The organism is Pseudonocardia sp. ICBG1034 (assembly GCF_020131375.1).
GTDB classification, from domain to species: Bacteria; Actinomycetota; Actinomycetes; order Mycobacteriales; family Pseudonocardiaceae; genus Pseudonocardia; species Pseudonocardia alni.
This window is the reverse complement of the sequence record NZ_JAHLEK010000015.1, coordinates 108,715-127,539: the sequence shown is the minus strand read 5'-3', so window position 1 is coordinate 127,539 and position 18,825 is coordinate 108,715. Positions and strand designations below refer to the sequence as shown.

At 73.7% G+C, this 18,825-nt stretch carries 18 protein-coding genes; 7 read left to right on the top strand and 11 right to left on the bottom strand.

The genetic code is table 11. The features are described from left to right. Nucleotides 1-40 precede the first annotated feature (40 nt). Entirely contained in the window at nucleotides 41-1,201 is a 1,161-nt protein-coding gene (locus KPF22_RS02155; RefSeq protein WP_224401061.1) for a class I SAM-dependent methyltransferase, read from the bottom strand. Nucleotides 1,202-1,397: 196 nt separating this feature from the next. Between KPF22_RS02155 and KPF22_RS02150 the strand changes: the two genes are divergently transcribed. Further along, complete coding sequence (locus KPF22_RS02150; RefSeq protein ID WP_224401060.1) at nucleotides 1,398-1,916, top strand: dTDP-4-dehydrorhamnose 3,5-epimerase family protein; 519 nt, start codon at nucleotides 1,398-1,400, stop codon at nucleotides 1,914-1,916. A gap of 170 nt (nucleotides 1,917-2,086) precedes the next feature. Continuing rightward, nucleotides 2,087-2,425 (top strand): DUF3040 domain-containing protein, encoded by a 339-nt coding sequence (locus tag KPF22_RS02145; RefSeq protein WP_208822725.1) that lies wholly within the window; start codon nucleotides 2,087-2,089, stop codon nucleotides 2,423-2,425. Nucleotides 2,426-2,526: 101 nt separating this feature from the next. On the opposite strand, the gene dnaB is transcribed toward KPF22_RS02145, so the two are convergent. The 5 genes from dnaB to rpsF all read right to left on the bottom strand — a co-directional run bounded on the left by dnaB (nucleotide 2,527) and on the right by rpsF (nucleotide 6,202). After that, nucleotides 2,527-3,936 carry a replicative DNA helicase gene (dnaB, locus tag KPF22_RS02140; protein WP_062403954.1) on the bottom strand — a complete coding sequence of 470 codons (1,410 nt, stop codon included), beginning with the start codon at nucleotides 3,934-3,936 and terminating at the stop codon, nucleotides 2,527-2,529. A gap of 639 nt (nucleotides 3,937-4,575) precedes the next feature. Continuing rightward, nucleotides 4,576-5,022 (bottom strand): 50S ribosomal protein L9, encoded by a 447-nt coding sequence (gene rplI, locus KPF22_RS02135; protein WP_208822723.1) that lies wholly within the window; start codon nucleotides 5,020-5,022, stop codon nucleotides 4,576-4,578. Nucleotides 5,023-5,036: 14 nt separating this feature from the next. Beyond that, nucleotides 5,037-5,273 carry a 30S ribosomal protein S18 gene (gene rpsR / locus KPF22_RS02130; RefSeq protein ID WP_020623471.1) on the bottom strand — a complete coding sequence of 79 codons (237 nt, stop codon included), beginning with the start codon at nucleotides 5,271-5,273 and terminating at the stop codon, nucleotides 5,037-5,039. A 54-nt stretch (nucleotides 5,274-5,327) separates the two neighbouring features. Continuing rightward, nucleotides 5,328-5,876 (bottom strand): single-stranded DNA-binding protein, encoded by a 549-nt coding sequence (locus KPF22_RS02125; RefSeq protein ID WP_208822721.1) that lies wholly within the window; start codon nucleotides 5,874-5,876, stop codon nucleotides 5,328-5,330. An 11-nt stretch (nucleotides 5,877-5,887) separates the two neighbouring features. Continuing rightward, nucleotides 5,888-6,202 carry a 30S ribosomal protein S6 gene (gene rpsF, locus KPF22_RS02120; protein ID WP_062398960.1) on the bottom strand — a complete coding sequence of 105 codons (315 nt, stop codon included), beginning with the start codon at nucleotides 6,200-6,202 and terminating at the stop codon, nucleotides 5,888-5,890. A 332-nt stretch (nucleotides 6,203-6,534) separates the two neighbouring features. Here rpsF and KPF22_RS02115 point away from each other — a divergent pair, with 332 nt between their 5' ends. Then, nucleotides 6,535-7,302: a deoxyribonuclease IV gene (locus KPF22_RS02115; protein WP_062398963.1), complete on the top strand. Its 768-nt coding sequence runs from the start codon at nucleotides 6,535-6,537 to the stop codon at nucleotides 7,300-7,302. 7 nt (nucleotides 7,303-7,309) lie between these two features. Here KPF22_RS02115 and KPF22_RS02110 read toward each other — a convergent pair whose 3' ends face one another. After that, nucleotides 7,310-8,431 (bottom strand): helix-turn-helix transcriptional regulator, encoded by a 1,122-nt coding sequence (locus tag KPF22_RS02110; protein ID WP_224401059.1) that lies wholly within the window; start codon nucleotides 8,429-8,431, stop codon nucleotides 7,310-7,312. Nucleotides 8,432-8,622: 191 nt separating this feature from the next. Here KPF22_RS02110 and KPF22_RS02105 point away from each other — a divergent pair, with 191 nt between their 5' ends. Next, nucleotides 8,623-9,993: an FAD-binding oxidoreductase gene (locus tag KPF22_RS02105; protein WP_224401058.1), complete on the top strand. Its 1,371-nt coding sequence runs from the start codon at nucleotides 8,623-8,625 to the stop codon at nucleotides 9,991-9,993. A 19-nt stretch (nucleotides 9,994-10,012) separates the two neighbouring features. Here KPF22_RS02105 and KPF22_RS02100 read toward each other — a convergent pair whose 3' ends face one another. The 4 genes from KPF22_RS02100 to KPF22_RS02085 form a co-directional block, all read right to left on the bottom strand. Beyond that, nucleotides 10,013-10,690, bottom strand: coding sequence for a CoA pyrophosphatase (locus KPF22_RS02100; RefSeq protein ID WP_224401057.1), 678 nt, complete (start codon nucleotides 10,688-10,690; stop codon nucleotides 10,013-10,015). A 320-nt stretch (nucleotides 10,691-11,010) separates the two neighbouring features. Further along, nucleotides 11,011-12,603 carry a glycosyltransferase 87 family protein gene (locus KPF22_RS02095; protein ID WP_308010353.1) on the bottom strand — a complete coding sequence of 531 codons (1,593 nt, stop codon included), beginning with the start codon at nucleotides 12,601-12,603 and terminating at the stop codon, nucleotides 11,011-11,013. A gap of 131 nt (nucleotides 12,604-12,734) precedes the next feature. Beyond that, nucleotides 12,735-15,164 (bottom strand): transglycosylase domain-containing protein, encoded by a 2,430-nt coding sequence (locus tag KPF22_RS02090; protein ID WP_224401056.1) that lies wholly within the window; start codon nucleotides 15,162-15,164, stop codon nucleotides 12,735-12,737. A 288-nt stretch (nucleotides 15,165-15,452) separates the two neighbouring features. Further along, entirely contained in the window at nucleotides 15,453-15,848 is a 396-nt protein-coding gene (locus KPF22_RS02085) for a DUF5318 family protein (RefSeq protein ID WP_062403958.1), read from the bottom strand. A 194-nt stretch (nucleotides 15,849-16,042) separates the two neighbouring features. On the opposite strand from KPF22_RS02085, the gene KPF22_RS02080 reads away from it, so the two are divergent. The 3 genes from KPF22_RS02080 (at nucleotide 16,043) to KPF22_RS32915 (ending at nucleotide 18,731) form a co-directional block, all read left to right on the top strand. After that, nucleotides 16,043-16,687 carry a PadR family transcriptional regulator gene (locus KPF22_RS02080; protein WP_208825958.1) on the top strand — a complete coding sequence of 215 codons (645 nt, stop codon included), beginning with the start codon at nucleotides 16,043-16,045 and terminating at the stop codon, nucleotides 16,685-16,687. A gap of 1 nt (nucleotide 16,688) precedes the next feature. Next, the gene (locus KPF22_RS02075; RefSeq protein WP_208825956.1) at nucleotides 16,689-17,768 is read left to right on the top strand and encodes an inositol-3-phosphate synthase; all 1,080 of its coding nucleotides are present in this window, start codon (nucleotides 16,689-16,691) and stop codon (nucleotides 17,766-17,768) included. 363 nt (nucleotides 17,769-18,131) lie between these two features. Further along, on the top strand, nucleotides 18,132-18,731 hold the full coding sequence (locus tag KPF22_RS32915; RefSeq protein ID WP_224401055.1) for a C40 family peptidase: 600 nt from the start codon (nucleotides 18,132-18,134) through the stop codon (nucleotides 18,729-18,731). Nucleotides 18,732-18,825: the final 94 nt, after the last annotated feature.

Here is an 18,825-nt window from a genome sequence, read left to right as displayed (position 1 = left end):
CCGCAACCCCCCATGCTCCCCCGGTCGGTGGGCCGTCGGATCAGCAGCCGGACAGTGCGTGCACGGGCTCCACCGCACGCGGTCCCGGGCCGAGCACCACCCAGCGCCCACCCGCGGCCTCCACCCGGGGCAGCGCGGCGCGGACCTCGTCGAGGAGCTCGGGAAGGAACAGCAGGACACGGTCCGGGCGCAGGCCGACGAGCTCGTCGGGGGACACGACGGGCACGTCGCTGCCCGGCATCCGGTGGCCCTGCTTGGCCGGCGAGGCGTCCCCGACGGCGGCCAGCAGCGACGCGTCCAGCCCGGCGCGGCACACCAGGGGCACCGCGCGGGATGCCGCGCCGTAGGCGGCGACGGTGCGTCCCGCCGCCCGCTCGGCGACCAGCCAGTCGCGCAGCAGGTGGGTGTCGTCGGCGGCCGCCTGCAGCCGGGCGAACCCGGACGGCTCGGTGACGGCGAGGGCGCGTTCCTCGTCGACGAGGCGGCGGGTCCCGGCGTCGGGCTCGGCGCCGGCCCGGGCGGTGACCAGCACGGTCCCGCCGGACAGCGGGTACCACCACGCCCGGTGCACGCCCAGTCCGTGCCGGCGCAGTGCGGTGTCCAGGGCGGGCAGCGACCAGTAGCCGTAGTGGCCGTGGCGCAGGTCGAACCACTGGCCGTCACGCAGCACGGTGCCCAGCGACAGCAGCTGGAGCGCGAGCGTGCCGCCGGGTGCGAGCAGCGCGACCCGCCGGGCGAGCGCATCGGCCTGGTCGGGCTCGTGCAGCAGCCCGTAGAAGTCGACGACGAGGTCGGCCCGCCCGGCCGCGGACACCGTGTCCGTGTCGAGCGCGGTCATGCCGCGCCCGGTCAGCCGCGGGAGCCACGAGCCGCCGTGCGGGCTGCCGAACTCCGCGACCCGGCCGCCCGGGCGGACCAGCCCGGCGCGGGCGAGCCGGCCGACCGAGCGGTCGCTCTGGTCGGCCATCGCCCGCGGTTCGACACCGTGCAGCTCCTCGGCCACCGCGGCATCGGTCTGCAGCTGGGCGAGACCGCAGCCGGCGCACAACCACATGCGCAGCGGGGCCGCCGCGTCGGGCAGCGGGGCGTCCCGCGCGGGCATCCGGTCCCACGGCGGCTGCTCGCCCAGGTCGAGCACGACCGTGCCCGCGGCACCGCCACAGGAACGGCACCGGGTACCCGGCGTCGGGTCGTCGGTCATGCGCCACCCCTTCGTCGCATCAGTACTAGGTCGGATAGTAGATACGGGGGCTGAAAGCCCGCTGTGAGCCCGATCGGAGCAACGTGGGCTCGCGCAGCGTCACCAGGACCGGGGCCGCTCGTTGTCGTCTCCGGTACCCCAACCGCAGCCCACCGCGCGCCCGTCGCACGCGGTGACCGGACCCGAGGGAGGTCGAGTGGACGTCGTACGGACCGTGGTGCCCGGCGCGCTGCTGCTCGACCCGACCGTCGCCGACACGTCCGGCCCGGACCTCACCGCCTTCACCGTGCGACGACGGCGCCGCCCGGCCCGCGACGCCGTGCTCGGCCTGTTCGGCCATCCCGGCGACGCGGTGCTGCTCGGCGTCCCCCGCGGCAGCGGTTACGCCGTCGTCATCGACGCCCGGCCGGACGCCGACACCTTCGGCCGGCTCGCCGTCGCGCTGCTCGAGGGCCCGCAGCGACTGCTCGTCCCGCCGGGCTGCCTCTACGGCGTCCAGTCCGTCGCGAGCGGGACCGTCGTCGAGCTGCGCAGCGCCACCCGGCTCCCGCGCCGGGAACGCTTCGACGTCCACCCGGACGACCCGGACCTCGCGGTCCGCTGGCTCCGCCCCCGGCCGGCCCGGACACCGGGCACGGCACGCTCCTGGGCCGCGCTGACCGCCCGCCTCGGGGCCCCCGCGGGCCCCCGCCGGGACCGCGTCTCCCTCTGGTGACCCCGGGCGCCGTCCCCGGTGTGAGGACGGGCGCATGTGAGCCGGTCGGCCCGGTCGGCCAGATCACGAATCGGTCACGTAACGTCGGTACCAGGCCGGACCGACGACGCCCCGCGCCGGACGGCGGCACGACCGTGTCCGCCGGGACGTGGACACGAGGGGTTGCCGAGGTGCTGAGCGAGCGCGAGAACCGTCGACTGCACGAGATCGAGGTGCAGCTGCGGCTGACCGACCCGCGACTGGTCCGCCGGTTCTCCGCACTGAACGCCGCACTGCACGCCCCGGCCCGCCACGGCGGACGGCTGCTCGCCGGGTTCGCCCGCGACCGGCGCACCGTGCACGGCTCCGGCCCGTTCCCGACGGTACTGCTGGGGACCGCACTGGTCGTGCTGCTGCTCGGTGCCGTACTGGTGAGCGTGCCGATCGTCGTCGCGGGGATCCTCGTCGCCGGACTCGCCCTGGCCGTCGCGGCCACCACCGGACCGCAGGCGCACCCCGGAATCGCCTGACCCGGCACCCCGCACCGCGCGGTGCCGCCCCGGACCGGCGCCGCACAGCGACCGGTGCCGCCCCGGACGGACGGCGTGGCCGTGGCGCGCGACCGGCGGCCTCAGCCGTGGGCGAGGTCGGAGAACCGGCTGTAGTGCAGCTGGTGGGCGACGGTGATCGTCGTGGTCGGGCCGTTACGGTGCTTGGCCAGGATCAGGTCGGCCTCACCAGCGCGCGGGTCGTCCTGCTCGAACGCGTCGGGGCGGTGCAGCAGCACCACCATGTCCGCGTCCTGCTCGATCGAGCCGGACTCACGCAGGTCGGACAGCATCGGCCGCTTGTCGGTGCGCTGCTCGGGACCACGGTTCAGCTGGCTCATCGCCACCACAGGGACCTCGAGTTCCTTGGCCAGCAGCTTGATCTGCCGGGAGAACTCCGAGACCTCCTGCTGACGGGACTCGACCTTGCGGCCCGAGGTCATCAGCTGCAGGTAGTCCAGGATGATCAGCTTCAGGTCGTAGCGCTGCTTCATCCGGCGCGCCTTGGCCCGGATCTCCATCAGCGTCAGGTTCGGCGAGTCGTCGATGTAGAGCGGCGCCTCGGAGATCTCCGACATCCGCCGCGCCATCCGCGTCCAGTCCTCGTCCGACATCCGGCCGGCGCGCATGTCGGCCAGCCGGATCCGGGCCTCCGCGGACAGCAGACGCATGACGATCTCGGACTTGCTCATCTCCAGCGAGAAGAACGCGCTGGTCATGCCGTTCTTGATGGAGCAGGAGCGGGCGAAGTCCAGACCCAGGGTCGACTTGCCCAGACCCGGCCGGGCCGCGACGACGACCATCTGGCCCGGGTGCAGACCGTTGGTGACCTGGTCGAGGTCGGCGAAGCCGGTCGGCACACCCGTGGACTGGCCGCCCCGGGAGGCGATCGCGTCGATCTCGTCCATCGTGGGCTGGAGGAGCTCCTCCAGCACCGTGTAGTCCTCGGTGGTGGTGCGCTCGGTGACCTCGTAGACCGCGGCCTGGGCCCGGTCCACCGCGTCGTCGACGTCGCCGCCGTCGGCACCGTGGTAGCCGAGCTGCACGATCCGGGTGCCGGCCTCGACCAGCCGCCGCAGGACCGCCTTCTCGCCGACGATCTCGGCGTAGTACGCCGCGTTCGCCGCGGTGGGCACGGTCGCGATGAGGGTGTGCAGGTAGGGCGCGCCGCCGAGGCGGACGAGCTCACCGCGCCGCTGCAGCTCCGCCGAGACGGTCACCGCGTCCGCGGGCTCGCCACGGCTGTAGAGGTCCAGGATCGTCTCGTAGACGGTCTGGTGGGCGGGCCGGTAGAAGTCCTCCGGCTGCAGGACCTCCACGACGTCGGCGATCGCGTCCTTGCTCAGCAGCATGCCGCCGAGCACCGACTGCTCGGCCGTGAGGTCCTGCGGGGGCTGACGGTCGAACGTGGCGCCCTCACCGGGTCCGGAGGCCTTCTCGCCGTCACGGACCGCACGGGGCTTGTTGCCGGGACGATCGTCCGTCAGAGCCATACGCAGCGTCACCCCCGGTGGACACAGTACCGAACGCACGTTCGACGCGCGAGTGGTACGTGCTGCCACCCGCGACCGTCGTCGGTGATCTGCCGGCCGGCGCGGTGCCCGACGGACCGCGGCGGGCGCGGCCCGGGGAGCAAGGCGCTCGCGTACCGGTACGGCCGACAGTAGGTCGGCCGCGGGCCCGTGGCGAACCGGCCTGGTGATCGAACTGGGGATGAACTGTGCACGGATGCCGCCCGTCCCGGGACCGTGCTGGGGACAACCTGGGGACAAGGGAGCGGAACGGACCGTCTGCGCAGGTCAGAGCCATACTCACAGCTGTGGACAACTTTGCTCTGGCGTGTCGTCGCACACCGCGTACGGGCGTGTCGGAGCGCCCGGCGGACCGCTCGCCGCCCGGCGCGTCCACAGGCCCGCCCGACGAGTGGATCGTCACCGCACGGCGTGTCGGCTGCGTGACAAGACATCCGGTGCGGGGTCGTCCGATCGGTGTCGATCGTCCATCCGGGACTGCGCACCGTGTGCACGACGCCCGGCCGGCCCGGCCCGGACACGCGAAAGGGCGGTGTCCGGAGCACATGGCTCCGGACACCGCCCTGTTCACGCTCGGTGGTCGAACGACCACCGGGCCGCTCAGCTCGCGACGACCGCGATCGGCAGCTCGGTGGTGACCTCCGGGTGCAGGCGGACCTGCACCTGGTGCTTGCCCAGGGTCTTGAGGTGACCCGGGACGTCGATGCTGCGCTTGTCCAGCAGCGGGCCGCCGGCCGCCTTGACGGCGTCGACGACCTGGGCCGGCGTGATCGAGCCGAACAGACGGCCGGTGTCGCCGGCCTTGGCCGGGACGGTCACGTTGATGTTGCGCAGCTGCGAGTCGACCTGCTGGGCGTGGCCCAGGTCGCGGATCTCGCGGGACTTCTGGGCCCGGCGGATCTGCTCGACCTGCTTCTCCGCGCCACGGGTGGCGACGACCGCGAGCTTGCGCGGCAGCAGGTAGTTGCGGCCGTAGCCGTCCTTGACCTCGACGATGTCACCCGGGGCACCCAGGTTCGGGACGTCGGCGTTGAGGATGAGCTTCATGTGTCTCCCCTTCCTCAGCGAGCGGTCGAGGTGTACGGCAGCAGGGCGACCTCACGGGAGTTCTTCACCGCGACGGCGACGTCCCGCTGGTGCTGCCGGCAGTTGCCGGAGACCCGACGGGCACGGATCTTGCCGCGGTCGGAGATGAACTTCCGCAGCAGACCGGTGTCCTTGTAGTCGATCAGCTGGGCCTTGTCCTTGCAGAAAGCGCAGACCTTCTTCTTCGGCTTGCGCACGATGGCCTTGGCCATGGTGGTGCTCCTGGAGATCGTCCTCCGCCCGTCACGGGCGGAGAGGTACGTGGATCAGAAGGGGGGCTCGTCGTCGGACGCGGCGCCACTGCCCGCGGGCGGGGCCGAACCCCAGGGGTCGTCATAGCCGCCGCCGGAGTTGCCTCCACCGCCGGAACCGCCGCCCTGTCGGGCGCCACCGCCACCGCCGCCGTCGTAGCCACCGCCGCCGCCACCGAAGCCACCGGAACCTCCGCCCCGGTTGACCTTGTTGACCTTGGCGGTCGCGTAGCGCAGGGACGGGCCGACCTCGTCGACCTCCATCTCCACGACGGTGCGCTTCTCGCCTTCCTTGGTCTCGAACGACCGCTGGCGCAGGCGACCCTGGACCACGACGCGCGCGCCGCGGGTCAGGGACTCGGCGACGTTCTCCGCCGCCTGGCGCCAGATGTTGCAGCGCAGGAAGAGCGCCTCGCCGTCCTTCCACTCGCCGGACTGGCGGTCGAAGGTGCGCGGGGTGGACGCCACGGTGAAGTTGGCGACCGCGGCGCCGGACGGGGTGAACCGCAGCTCGGGATCCGCCGTCAGGTTGCCCACGACGGTGATGACGGTCTCGCCGGCCATGACGGCTCCAATCAGCCGGCGGCGGGCGCCGGCGTGCGGGTGACGTCCTTGCGCAGGACCTTGGTGCGCAGCACGGACTCGTTCAGACCCAGCTGGCGGTCCAGCTCGGTGACGGTGGCCGGCTCAGCGGTGATGTCGAGGACCGCGTAGATGGCCTCGCCCTGCTTCTTGATCTCGTAGGCCAGGCGGCGCTTGCCCCAGACCTCGATCTTCTCGACCGATCCGCCGTCGTTCTTCACGACGGTGAGGAACTGCTCCAGGGACGGCTGCACAGTGCGCTCGTCCAGGCCGCCGTCGAGGATGACCATGACCTCGTAATGACGCATGAGAACCACTCACCTCCTATGGACTCGAAACGGTCACGGCCCGGACGGCCGTGACAGGAGGTTCTCAGTGCACCCCGACAGTTTCCGGCGGATGCGCGGGAGCTGCGGGGATGCCGGTACAGGCTAGCAACGGCCGTTCCGGCCCCGACCTGCGGGTACGCGGTTCCCCGGATCGCCGGGACGGGTTCGGGCCGTGCCCGCGGAGACGCCGGCCGACGGACGGCTGTCGTTCGTCGCCGACACCGGCCCCGTCCTCGGCGAGCCGCTCGACGCCGTCACCGACGGCCGACCGGCGGCCCACGGCTGTCGGGGGTCCTCGCTACCGTGCCCGTATGCAGATCGGAGCACACGTCCGCGACGCCGAGGACCCTCTGGCCGCGGCCGCCGAGGTCGGCGCCGAGGTGATCCAGCTGTTCCTGTCCGACCCGCAGGGCTGGAAGAAGCCGCCGCCGCACCCACGGGCGGCGGAGCTGGCCGCGTCGGACGTCGCGGTGGTGGTGCACGCGCCCTACACCGCGAACGTCGCGTCCACGAACAACCGGATCCGCATCCCGAGCCGCAAGATCGTGCAGCAGCACCTGGCCGGGGCCGCCGAGGTCGGCGCGTTCGGCCTGGTCGTGCACGGCGGCCACGTCACGAAGGACGACGACCCGGCCGTCGGGATCGACAACTGGCGCAAGTTCGTCGAGCGCCAGGCCGGGGAGCACGGCTTCGACGTGCCCGTCCTGATCGAGAACACCGCGGGCGGGGACAACGCCATGGCCCGCCGCTTCGACGCGCTGGGCCGGCTGTGGGACGCGGTGGGCGAGTTCGGCGTCGGGTTCTGCCTGGACACCTGCCACGCCTTCGCCGGCGGCGAGGAGCTGGCCGGGATCGTCGAGCGGGTCCGGGGGATCACCGGGCGGATCGACCTGATCCACCTGAACAACTCGCGCGACGCGTTCGACTCCGCCCGCGACCGGCACGCCAACATCGACGACGGGACGATCCCGCCGGACGAGCTGGCCGCCGTCGTCGCGGCGGCGGGGGCACCGGTCGTTGTCGAGACCCCGGCCGAGGGACAGGCCCGCGACATCGCGTTCCTGCGCGAGCACACCTGAGGCGGCCTCAGGCGGTACCGGCGAACCAGCCGGAGGGCGTGAGCCCCGCCCCGACCTGCAGCCGCGGGGCGTACTGGTCGAAGTAGACCCGGGCGGTGAGCTCGCGCCTGCTGCGGACCCCGACCTTCGCGAACACCGACTTGAGGTGGTCCTGCACGGTCCACGCGGACAGGTGCAGGACGCGGGCGATCTCCGCGGTGTCCGCGCCGCGCAGCACCAGGCCGACGACGTCGCGCTCACGCGGGGTCAGCCCGAACGCCGCGGTGACCAGCGGGACGATCTCCGGCGGGCGGGCCTCCTCGATCGTCACGACGACCTGCCCCGAGGCCCCGTCCGGCCCGGCCAGCGGCGACGCGTGCGCCACCACCCAGTGCCCGGAGCGTGTTCGCAGCCGGGTCCGCGGCAGCTGCACCAGGTGCCCGGCGGCGTAGCGGCGGGCCGCCCGGATCAGCCCGAGCAGCGGGAACGGGAGCGCCCCGTCGGTGTCCCCGCCGAGGTCGGCCAGCCGCTCGGCGACGCCGGCTCCGCCGTGGGTGACCGCGCCGTCCCGCCCGACGACGAGCACCGCCGGGCCGTCCGCGCCGCCGGGGCCGTCGGCGACCGCACCCGCGACGAGCCCGGCCCGCATCCCGCGGCCGAACAGCCGTCCGACGTCGGCGGCGTACTCCTGCTCGGCGGGGCTGAAGCCGCGCCCGTCGTCGCGGAACAGGGCGACGAAGCCCCAGTGTGCGCCGTCGGCGGCCGCGGTGAAGCGCAGCTCGTCACCGAAGCCGTAGACGGGGGAGAAGAACTCGTCGAAGCGACGCAGCCGGCTCAGGTCCCCGTCGGTCTCGGCGAGCGCCGTGGTCACTCCGCCGGGCCTGCGGAACACGTCGAAGGAGTTGTAGAGGTCGACGACCTCGTACTCGTGGCGGGCCCAGAGGTCGTCGTGCTCGTCGGTGAGGTCGGCCTTGACCACGCCGGTGACGAGCTCGGTCGCCGGGTCGACGGTGGCCAGACAGGCCGCCGAGAACGGCAGCGAGGACCGCAGCAGGTCCAGTGCGGTCAGTCCGAAGGTGGGCGCGTCCAGGCCGGCCGCCGCGAGGGCGGTGAGGCGTTCACGGACGCGCGCCGGGGCGGCAGCGGGCACCTCCCGAGTGTCCGGAGCCCCGTCGATGATCTCCATCGTCAGAACTGGGGAGGTGGCGACATCCGTGCTGCTCGGAACGGGTGTCCCAGGTTTCTGGGGTGTCGGTCGCCCAGCCCCGGGGGATGGGCCGGCGGCGCCGTGGGGCGGAGGGTCGGTCGTACCGAACGACCCTGATGAACGGAGCCCCGGTCATGACCTCCTCCTCCCTCGCCCGTCCCCTCGCCGAGCTCGCGGCCGCCGTCGCCGGGCCGGTGCTCGGCCCGTCCGACCCCGGCTGGGCGCAGGAGGTCGGCGGGTTCAACCTCGCGCACGTCCCGACACCGGCGGTCGTGGTCGGCGCCACCGGGGAGCACGACGTCGCGGCCGCCGTCCGGTGGGCCGCCGCGCAGGGGATGCGGGTGGCCGTGCAGGCCACCGGGCACGGGCTGACCGGCGACCTCGACGACGTCGTGCTGGTCTCCACCCGCCGCATGACCGAACTCGCCGTCGACCCGGTCGCCCGGCGGGCCCGGGTGGGCGCCGGCGTGCGCTGGCGCGCGGTGCTCGACGCCGCCGCCCCGCACGGCCTCGCCCCGCTCTGCGGGTCGAGCTCGGGCGTCGGGGTCGTCGGCTACACCACCGGCGGGGGCCTCGGGCCGCTCGGCCGTCGGCACGGGTTCGCCGCCGACCACGTGACCCGGTTCGGCATCGTGACCGCCGACGGCGTCGCCCGGACCGTCGACGCCGGATCGGGCCCCGACCTGTTCTGGGCGGTCCGCGGCGGCCGGGAGAGCTTCGGCGTCGTCACGTGGATGGAGTTCGAGCTGGTCGAGCAGCCGCGGTTCCACGGCGGCGGGATCTTCTTCGACGGCGACGACGCACCCCGGCTGCTGCACGCCTGGCGGAAGTGGGCGCCGGGGCTGGGGGAGGACACGTCGACCTCGGTCGCGCTGCTCGCGCTCCCGCCGGACCCGGCGTTGCCGACGGAGCTGCGGGGCCGGTTCGTCGTGCACCTGCGGTTCACCCACCTCGGCTCGGTCGACGAGGGCGAGGCGCTGCTCGCGCCGATGCGGGCGGTCGCCGCCCCGCTGCTCGACGGCGTCGGGGAGCTGCCGTATGCGGCCGTCGACGCCGTCCACTCCGACCCGACCGACCCGATGCCGGTCTGGGACCGCGGAGCCGTCCTGGGATCGCTGCCCGCGGACGCGGTCGACGCTGTCCTCGCCGAGGCGGGACCGGACAGCTCGTCGCCGCTGGTCCTGGTGGAGCTGCGGCTGCTCGGCGGGGCGCTCTCCCGGCCGGCGGCGGTGCCGAACGCGGTCGCCGGGCGGCACGGCGCCGTCTCCCTGTACTGCCTCGGCGTGCCCGCGGGTCCGGAGGCCGCCGTGCAGGTCCCGGCCCGGGCCGCCGCACTGCTCGACGCCGTCGCCCCGTGGACCCGCGGCGGTCTGGTCAACCTGGCCGGTCAGGCGGCGCCGGACACCGTCGCCGGGTACTGGGACGACGACACCCGGCTCCGGCTGGCCGCGCTGAAGCGCCGCGTCGACCCGGAGGGCGTGTTCGGCGGGCCCGTCCGCGCCTGAGACCCGGTCCCGGGATTCCTCAGCGCCAGGCGAAGACCGGCTGCTCCAGGTGCGCGACCCGGGTCGCGCGCCCGTGCAGGACGACCTCGCGGAACTGGTGGAGCACCGCGCCGGTGGGGGCGTGGACGTAGCGGTCGAACAGCGGCACCTGGATCACCGGGGCGTCGGACTCGGGGATGGTGAGGAACCGGGGCTCGTGGTCGATCTCGGCCAGCGGCGGGCGGTGCAGCTCGGCGACCTCGTCCGGGTTGGGCGTCGGCTCGCCCGCGCCGCCGGCCCACAGCACGACCGGGGTGATGACGTAGCCGGAACGGGTCGGGTAGTCGTCGAGCAGACCGAGCACGCGGTCCGGGCCGAGCTCGAGCCCGATCTCCTCGGACACCTCGCGGCGTCCCGCCTGCTCGGCGGTCTCACCCGGGTCGAGCCGCCCGCCCGGAAGGGCCCACTGCCCGGAGTGCGCCCGCAGCGACCGGGTGCGCCGGGTCAGGACGAACGCGACCTCGTCGGCGAGACGGCCGTCGCCGGTGGCACCGGGGACCGGCAGCAGCGTCAGGGTGACGGCGGCGGCCCGCCTCCCCGCCCGGTCCGCCTCCGACGCGGCCCGTCGCTCGGCCGGGGGGAGCGTCGTCAGCGCCGCCTCGACACGCTCCCGCAGCTGGCGCTGCACCGGTTCCGGGACCACCACGTCGTCGGCCATGCCCTGATCGTCGCACCCGCCCGGGCGCCGCACAGGCTCCGTCGCCGCCGCACACGTCACATCCTGTGCGGCGCCACCACACCCCCTGTGCGGCGCCCGGCTCGTGGCGCAGGGCGACCGGTGACCGGCGCCAGGCTGTCGGCGTCCGGCCCTGCGGGCGGCGGCGCCCGGGCGCGACCGTCGGCGGGCACCGCGGGCGGCGGGTGCACGGGGGGGTGCAACGACGTCACCAGGGGTGCGACGACCGCCGGGGGACGGCAGCCGTCCGGGAGCGCAGCGAACGGCAGGGCACGTGCGACGACGCGAGGGGCGGCCGCAGTTCAGTCCGCGGGGTCGCGCCGGGGGCGGGCCGCCCGGGACGGCCACGGTTCGGGTGCGGCCGCGCGATCGGCGCGACCGGAACCCGCGGAACCGGCCGCGCCCCCGGACCGGGACGTCCCGACGGAACCGGTGGGGCCGGGGCCATCGCCGTCCCTCCGCCGTCGCCCGCCCCGTGCGGGCACGGCCGACGCGGAGGCGGTCACGGCGGGCACGCCGGACCGGGAGACCCGCGGGCCGACCGGCCACACGGGCTCCGGTTCCCGGGCGGGGTCGGTGCCGGGCCGCAGGATCTGCCGGACGACGAGCACGCACAGCGCGACCACCACGGCGTCGCGGACCAGCACGGTCACCAGGAACGGCTCCGGCGGCAGCCCCTTGTTCGCGACGCCGAGGTACTGGAACATCCGTGGCACCCAGACCAGCGCGTCGACGACCATCCACGCCAGCAGCAGCCGCCAGCGGGGCAGGGCGAGCACCGCGAGCGGGACCAGCCACAGCGAGTACTGCGGGCTCCACACCTTGTTGACCAGCAGGAACGCCGAGACCGTCAGGAACGCCAGCTCGGCGACCGCGGGCGGGCGCGGCGCGCGCAGCGCGAGCCAGGCGATCGCGGCGAACGCCAGCACCATGAGCACCGCGGTGACGGTGTTGAGCACGGTGGGGGACTGCCCGTCGCCGAGCGGGCCGTCGAAGCCGGACCAGCCGGTGAACCAGTACAGCGAGTACCAGATCGAGTCCGGGTCGGCCGGGCGCGTGCGGTTGAGCAGGAAGAACTCGACCCAGCCGCGCGGCCAGGCCAGCGCGACCGGGAGGTTCACCGCCACCCAGGCGAGGACCGCGGCACCGATCGTCCACGCGGCACGCGGGAGGCCGCCGTCGGCGCGGCGTCGCCAGCCGACGAGCAGCACCGGTAGCAGGAACAGCAGCGGGTAGAGCTTGGCCGCGCCGCCGATCCCGAGCAGCACCCCGGCCCAGACCGGCCGGTCCCGGCGCAGCGCGAGCAGTGCCCCGGTCGCGAGCGCGACGGTGAGCGTGTCGAAGTTGGTGAACGCGTGCACCGCCACCAGCGGGGACAGCGCGACCAACGCGGCGTCCCACGGACGTTCCGGGCGGAGCATCAGCACCGCCCACACCACCACCAGCCAGGCCATGGCCAGCCAGATCGCGGTGACGTCGAAGTAGACGACGACGTCGAGCGCCGTCGGCAGCGGCAGCCGCTCGGCCAGCCACTGCCAGCCGTCGGTCAGCTGCGCATTGAGGTACTGGAACATCCCGGTGACGACCGGGTACTCCATGTACCGGGCGGTGCGGGAGCCGTCGGCGGCGGTCTCGAGCCAGGCGTCGCGGTAGGGGACGGCGTCGTCGGCGAGACCTTCCAGCCCGTAGAGCGGGACGGTGTCGGAGTAGCACATCGCGACGTACTGACGGTCGTTGCGCCAGTCCAGCGCGAGCGCACCGTCGGGGGTGCGGTACTGCTGCAGACAGGCCGCCTTGCCCAGCCAGCCCAGCGCCAGCACGACGACCGCGAGCAGCAGCACCACCCGCAGCGGGGTCCACCAGCGCGACCGTCCGACGAGTGCGTGCCGGCCCATCGGGCCTCCGACGACCCGGCTCGCGGCGCGCGCCAGCGGCTCGGTCCAGGTCGGGATCTCCCGGTCCCGGACGCCCGCCCCCGGCGCGTCGCGGGGGGCGGGTGGTGCGGCTCCGGGCCGGCCGCCTGCGGTCAGTTGTCGCCCCCGCGGCCCGGACGGTCCCGGCCCGCGTCGGAGCCGGGCGGGCCGTCGCTGTTGCCGTCGCTGCCGGGGTCGCCGCTGCTGCCGTCGCCGGACCCGTCACCGGCGCCGTCGCCCGAGGAGTCACCCCGGTCGCCGCGGTTCCCGCGGTCACCCCGGTCGCCGTTGTCGGCGTTGTCGCGGTTGTCGCGACTGTCGCCGGGCTCCTGGGTGGTGGTCGCCTGCTGGTCGTCGCCCTGCCCGGAGTCGTTCGAGACGGCCCGGGCCGGGGCCTGGCCGATCGGCTCGAAGTCGGAGAACTGCTCCACCGGCGTCCCCTGCAGCACGTCGTTCATGAACGACTGCCAGATCGAGCCGGGCAGCATCCGCCCGTAGATCGGGCGGCCCGCGGAGTTCTTGATCGGGGTGTTGTCGTCGGTGCCGACCCACACCGCGGTGGACACCGACGGGGTGTAGCCGACGGTCCAGGCGTCGTTGTTCTGGCCCTGGACGCTGCTCTGCACGGTGCCGGTCTTCGCGGCGACCGGACGCCCGTCCAGCCCGATCCGCGACGAGCTCGCGACGTCGGTCATGGACTCGGTGACGTTGCGGGCCACCTCGGCCGGCATGACCTGCTGGCCGTTGTCGGTACTGCCGCGGTCGTAGATGACCCGGCCGTCGCTGGCGGTGACCTTCGCGATCAGGAACGGGTCGCGCTTCATGCCGTCGGCCGCGAACGTGCCGTAGGCGGCGGCCATGTCCTCGGGGTGGACCTCGCGGTCACCCAGCGAGATGCCGCCGGTGGGGTTCGGCAGCAGGTCGGCGGGGATACCGGCCTGGTGCGCGGCGTCGGCGACCCGCTGCGGGCCGACGTCGAGGCCCATCCGGTAGAAGACCGTGTTGATCGACTTGGTCATGGCCTCCTTCACCGAGCACTGGCCGCAGCTGACGCCCTCGGAGTTGGTGACCGTGGTGCCGGCGAGCTCCTGGGGGGAGGAACCGTCGTAGATCGTGCCGAGACCGACCGGCGGGTTCGCCTGCAGCGCCGCCGCGAGCACGAACGGCTTGAACGACGAGCCGGGCTGCTTGAGCACCGAGGCGTAGTCGAGGCCGACACCGTTCTCACCGCCGAAGTAGGCGATGACCGCCCCGGTCTTCGGGTTCACCGACACCAGCGAGGACCGCAGGTTGCCGGGCTGGCCGTCCATGACCTTCTTGACGGCCGTCGCCGCGTCCTCCTGGGCCTTCGGGTCGATCGTCGTGGTGACCGTCAGACCCTGGGTGTTGATCTCGGTCTCGGAGATCCCGAGCTTCTCCAGCTCGGCGCGGGCCGCGTTGTAGATGTGGCCCTTGTCGTCGCCGGGGATGCCACCCCCCTCGGCCGCGGAGGCCTCGCGCCACTGCGGGAACCTCTGCTGCGCCCGGTCGGCCTGCGTCATCCAGCCCTGGGCGACCATGCCGTCGAGCACGAAGTTCCACCGCTGCTGGGACATCTCGAGGTTCTTCGCCGGGTCCCAGCGCGACGGCGACTGGATCAGGCCGGCGATCATCGCGCCCTCGGAGGCGTTCAGGTCCTGGACGTTCTTCCCGAAGTACGCCTGGCTGGCAGCCTGGATGCCGTAGGCGCCGCGACCCAGGTAGATCGCGTTCAGGTAGTTGCCGAGGATCTGCTCCTTGGTCATCTCCTTGGACATCTTCGCGGCCAGCACGACCTCGCGGAACTTGCGGAACAGCGAGTACTGGTCGTTGCCGGTGGTCACCTTGATGTACTGCTGGGTGATCGTCGAGCCGCCGCCGATCCCGCCGGAGAGCTGGTTGATCACCGCCCGCGCGATGCCGGTGATGTCGAAGCCGGGGTTGGAGAAGAACGTGCGGTCCTCGGCGGACAGCACGGCCTGCTGGACCGGCACCGGCACCTGGGACAGGTCGACGCTGGTCCGGTTGACGTTGTCCGGCCGGACGGTCGCCAGCGGGGCGCCGTCGGTGTAGGTGAAGGTCGCCACCTGGGTGACGGCGATGTCGTCGGCCTTGGGGACCGGGAACACCAGCCAGCCGATCGCGAACGCGACGAGCGGGCCGATCACCGCGAACGCGGCGAGCCCGATCACCCAGCGCCGGAGCCGGCGACGACGGCCGGGCTTCTTCCGCCCGTCACCGCCGTCCCCGGGACCGCGACCGTCGGGACGGCCGGGCGGGCCGGGCGGGCGGCCACCTCCGCCGCCACGACGGGCGGCCGTGGCCGGTGCCGCCGCGGCCGCCGCGGCACCGCGGGCCGGCGGACGTCCGGTGCGCTGCGGGGCGGCCGTGCGCGGACCGGCCTGGGCGGGCCGGACGACGGGGTCGAAGTGGCCGACCCCGGAGTCGTCGTGGGTCAGCAGCGGCGGCGGGGACTGGGGGACCGGGCGCGGCGGCGGGCCCGCGGGTGCGGGACGGCCGCCCACCGGTGGACGACCGGGGGGCGGGGGCATCGGGGGACGGGGGGCCACGCCCGGTCGGGGTACCGGCGGGGGCATCGGGGGACGGGACCGCGGAGGACCGGGGGGCGGGGGCGGCGGCGGGGTGCGCCGGGGGTCACGCTCGTCGTTCACCGGGCGGCTCCGTGGGATGCGGTGGACCGGATCCGCTGCGGCCCGGGCCGGGGGTGCCCGGGGCGGAGGGGATCCGGCAGCGGACCGGCGCGGTGCGCGCGGTCCGGGTGGTCGTGCTCGTCGGGCAGGGCGCCATCGGACTCAGCCACCCGCACTCCGCCGGCCGCGGCGGGGGCGGCCGGTGCCGAGGACGAACGAGCGGACCAGGTGGTTCCAGCGGCACTCGGTGCACACCTCGACGACGTGCACGGAGAAGTCGGCGACCTGCGCCGCGAGCTGCTCGAGGTCCGCCGCGGAGCGGGCCGAACCGGAGACGTGGCGCAGGCTCTCGCCGAACACCCACGAGACCTGGGCGAGCTCGTCGTGTCGGCAGACCGGACAGGCCCGACCGGCGGACGTGCCGTGGAAGCGCGCGGCGCGGAGCAGGTAGGCACCCGCATCGCACACCTCCTCACGGCCGACCCGGCCGGCCCGGACGTCGGCCAGCAGAGCACGGCGCTGCAGGGCGTAGTCCACCACCTGTCGCGGGCTGAGCACCCGACCAGGGTACGCGGGACGGACCCGCGGACCCATCGCCGTCCCGCAGGGGCCCCTGCGGGCACGACCGTTCCGTGCCTGGTCGGGGTACTCGTCCGGTCCGCGTGCGCCTGTGATCACGATCATGGATGGGACGGATCGATGTATCGGACCGATAGGATGACCGGTCGGCGGTCCGCACGGAGGAGGTCGCGATGCTGGACTTCGCGGTCCTCGGCCTGCTCCAGGACGGTCCGCTGCACGGCTACGAGCTGCGCAAGCAGCTCGGCCGCAGGCTCGGCGGCTTCCGCGCGTTCTCCTACGGCTCGTTGTACCCGGCCCTGCGCCGGCTGCTGCGGGCCGGGTCGATCGCCGAGACCACCGACGAGGCGGGTGATCAGTACGGACGCGCTCCGGGACGGCTGCGACGGGGCAGGCGGGTCTACCGCATCACCCCGGCGGGCCGGGACCGGTTCGCGGCCATGCTCGCCGAGGCCGGACCCCAGGCGTGGGAGGACGGAAGCTTCGACGTGCACCTGGCGTTCTTCGCGCGGACACCGGCGGAGACCAGGATCCGGATCCTGGAGGGCCGCAGACGGGCCGTCGAGGAACGCCGGGACGGTCTGCGCACCGCGCTCGGCGGGCCCTGCGAGGGGGTCGACCGCTACACCCGCGAGCTGCACCGGCTCGGGCTGGAGTGCTCCGAGCGCGAGGTGTGCTGGCTGAACGAGCTGATCGCGACCGAACGGGCCGAGCAGGGCGCCGCGGACGGTCGCGACGAGAGGACCTTCCCCGGCGGCGGGCCATCCCGGCCCGCGACCGGCGGGGTACGACAGGACGAGACAACAGGAGGAGCCTGACATGAGCCAGGTTCGGGTGGCGGTCGTCGGCGTGGGCAACTGCGCGGCGTCGCTGGTCCAGGGGGTTCACTACTACGCGGACGCCGATCCGTCGACCCAGGTCCCCGGCCTGATGCACGTCGACTTCGGCGGGTACCACGTCCGGGACGTGACCTTCGTGGCCGCGTTCGACGTCGACGCGAAGAAGGTCGGTCAGGATCTCGCCGACGCGATCTCGGCCAGCGAGAACAACACGGTCAAGATCGCGGACGTGCCGCCGCTCGGGGTGACCGTGCAGCGCGGGCCGACCCTCGACGGTCTCGGCCGCTTCTACCGGGAGACCATCACCGAGGCCGACGGCGAGCCCGTCGACGTCGTGCAGGTGCTGCGCGACACCGGGGCCGACGTGCTGGTGTCCTACCTGCCGGTGGGCAGCGAGGACGCCGACCGCTTCTACGCGCAGGCCGCGCTGGATGCGGGCGTCGCGTTCGTCAACGCGCTGCCGGTGTTCATCGCCTCGGACCCCGAGTGGGCGGAGAAGTTCCGCGCCGCCGGCGTCCCGATCGTCGGCGACGACATCAAATCCCAGGTCGGCGCGACCATCACCCACCGGGTGCTGGCGAAGCTGTTCGAGGACCGCGGCGTGCAGCTGGACCGCACGATGCAGCTCAACGTGGGCGGGAACATGGACTTCCTGAACATGAAGGAGCTCGAGCGGCTGGAGTCCAAGAAGGTCTCCAAGACCCAGGCCGTCACCTCGCAGGTGGACCGGGACATGGGCAGGGGCAACGTGCACATCGGCCCGTCGGACTACGTGTCCTGGCTGGACGACCGCAAGTGGGCCTACGTCCGGCTCGAGGGCCGCGCGTTCGGTGACGTCCCGCTGAACCTGGAGTACAAGCTCGAGGTCTGGGACTCCCCGAACTCCGCGGGCATCATCATCGACGCGGTGCGGGCGGCCAAGATCGCGAAGGACCGCGGCATCGGCGGACCGATCCTGTCGGCGTCGAGCTACTTCATGAAGTCGCCGCCGGAGCAGTACCGCGACTCCGAGGCCCGCGACAAGGTCGAGGCGTTCATCCGGGGCGAGATCGACAACTGATCCGTTTCTCGGTACAACGGCCCGGGGACGACCGTGCAGGTCATCCCGGGCCGTTGCCGTACCGGAGACGTTCCGGAAGACGACATTACCGATCCGGAATGTTCTCGTTATTCGTCGTGAGCGCAGTCATGCAATGAATGTGCCCTGCGTCATTTATTTGAGCGATATCTGTTCGTAATGTGCGGTCCGGCCTTGCGCGACCACCGCCCATCCGGGGTGAGGGGTGCAGGGTCACCGCCGGGCGACGACGCGGGCGGGTCGTGAGTGCCGTCCGGTCCCCACCGGAACTCCCCCTTCGTACCGGCGCCCACGGGTCCCGCCCCGACCGCTCCTCCGGTGGTGCAACACCCCGAGGACCCCACCGTGCCCCAGCGTCATTCCGCTCCGGCGCTCCGCGTCGCCGTCGTGGCCACCACCGCCGCCGCGGCCGCAGTTCTGTCCGTGCTCCCCGCCGCCACCGCGGCCCCCACGGACGCCGCCTCCGCGGCACCCGCCGCGGAGACCGTGACCCGTGACGTCGCCCCGGCGGCGAACGTCCTGCCGGCGCTCGGCTCGAACCCGGCCGCGCTGTCGGCCTCCTCCGCGGCGCAGGCCGCGGCCCCGGCCGCGCAGGCCGCCGCCGCGCGCAGCGGCGCGATGTCGACCGCGATGGCCCAGCTCGGCAAGCCCTACCGCTGGGGCGCCACCGGCCCGAGCGCGTTCGACTGCTCCGGCCTGGTCCACTACGCCTTCTCCAAGGCGGGCAAGGACCTGCCCCGCACCAGCCGGGCCCAGGCCAGGGTGGGCACCCCGGTGTCGAAGTCGAACCTGAAGCCCGGTGACCTGGTCTTCTTCTACAGCCCGGTCAGCCATGTCGGCATCTACATCGGCGGCGGCCAGATCGTGCACGCCTCCACCAGCGGCCAGCCGGTGAAGATCTCCGACGTCGACCGGATGCCGTTCAACTCGGCCCGCCGGGTCTGAGAGAAGCGTGCGGAACGAGGCTCGGCTCTGAGCGCGCCCGCTCCCCGGTACGACGACCGGCCCCGTCCTCGCGCAGGACGGGGCCGGTCGTCGT

What these genes read in the sequence shown, in the direction of transcription:
- rpsF (WP_062398960.1), bottom strand. Translation starts at nt 6,202, where the DNA reads ATGCGTCATTACGAGGTCATGGTCATCCTCGACGGCGGCCTGGACGAG.
- KPF22_RS02155 (WP_224401061.1), bottom strand. Translation starts at nt 1,201, where the DNA reads ATGACCGACGACCCGACGCCGGGTACCCGGTGCCGTTCCTGTGGCGGT.
- KPF22_RS02100 (WP_224401057.1), bottom strand. Translation starts at nt 10,690, where the DNA reads ATGGCCGACGACGTGGTGGTCCCGGAACCGGTGCAGCGCCAGCTGCGG.
- KPF22_RS02105 (WP_224401058.1), top strand. Translation starts at nt 8,623, where the DNA reads ATGACCTCCTCCTCCCTCGCCCGTCCCCTCGCCGAGCTCGCGGCCGCC.
- KPF22_RS02075 (WP_208825956.1), top strand. Translation starts at nt 16,689, where the DNA reads ATGAGCCAGGTTCGGGTGGCGGTCGTCGGCGTGGGCAACTGCGCGGCG.
- dnaB (WP_062403954.1), bottom strand. Translation starts at nt 3,936, where the DNA reads ATGGCTCTGACGGACGATCGTCCCGGCAACAAGCCCCGTGCGGTCCGT.
- rpsR (WP_020623471.1), bottom strand. Translation starts at nt 5,273, where the DNA reads ATGGCCAAGGCCATCGTGCGCAAGCCGAAGAAGAAGGTCTGCGCTTTC.
- KPF22_RS02095 (WP_308010353.1), bottom strand. Translation starts at nt 12,603, where the DNA reads ATGGGCCGGCACGCACTCGTCGGACGGTCGCGCTGGTGGACCCCGCTG.
- KPF22_RS02115 (WP_062398963.1), top strand. Translation starts at nt 6,535, where the DNA reads ATGCAGATCGGAGCACACGTCCGCGACGCCGAGGACCCTCTGGCCGCG.
- KPF22_RS02080 (WP_208825958.1), top strand. Translation starts at nt 16,043, where the DNA reads ATGCTGGACTTCGCGGTCCTCGGCCTGCTCCAGGACGGTCCGCTGCAC.
- rplI (WP_208822723.1), bottom strand. Translation starts at nt 5,022, where the DNA reads ATGAAGCTCATCCTCAACGCCGACGTCCCGAACCTGGGTGCCCCGGGT.
- KPF22_RS02125 (WP_208822721.1), bottom strand. Translation starts at nt 5,876, where the DNA reads ATGGCCGGCGAGACCGTCATCACCGTCGTGGGCAACCTGACGGCGGAT.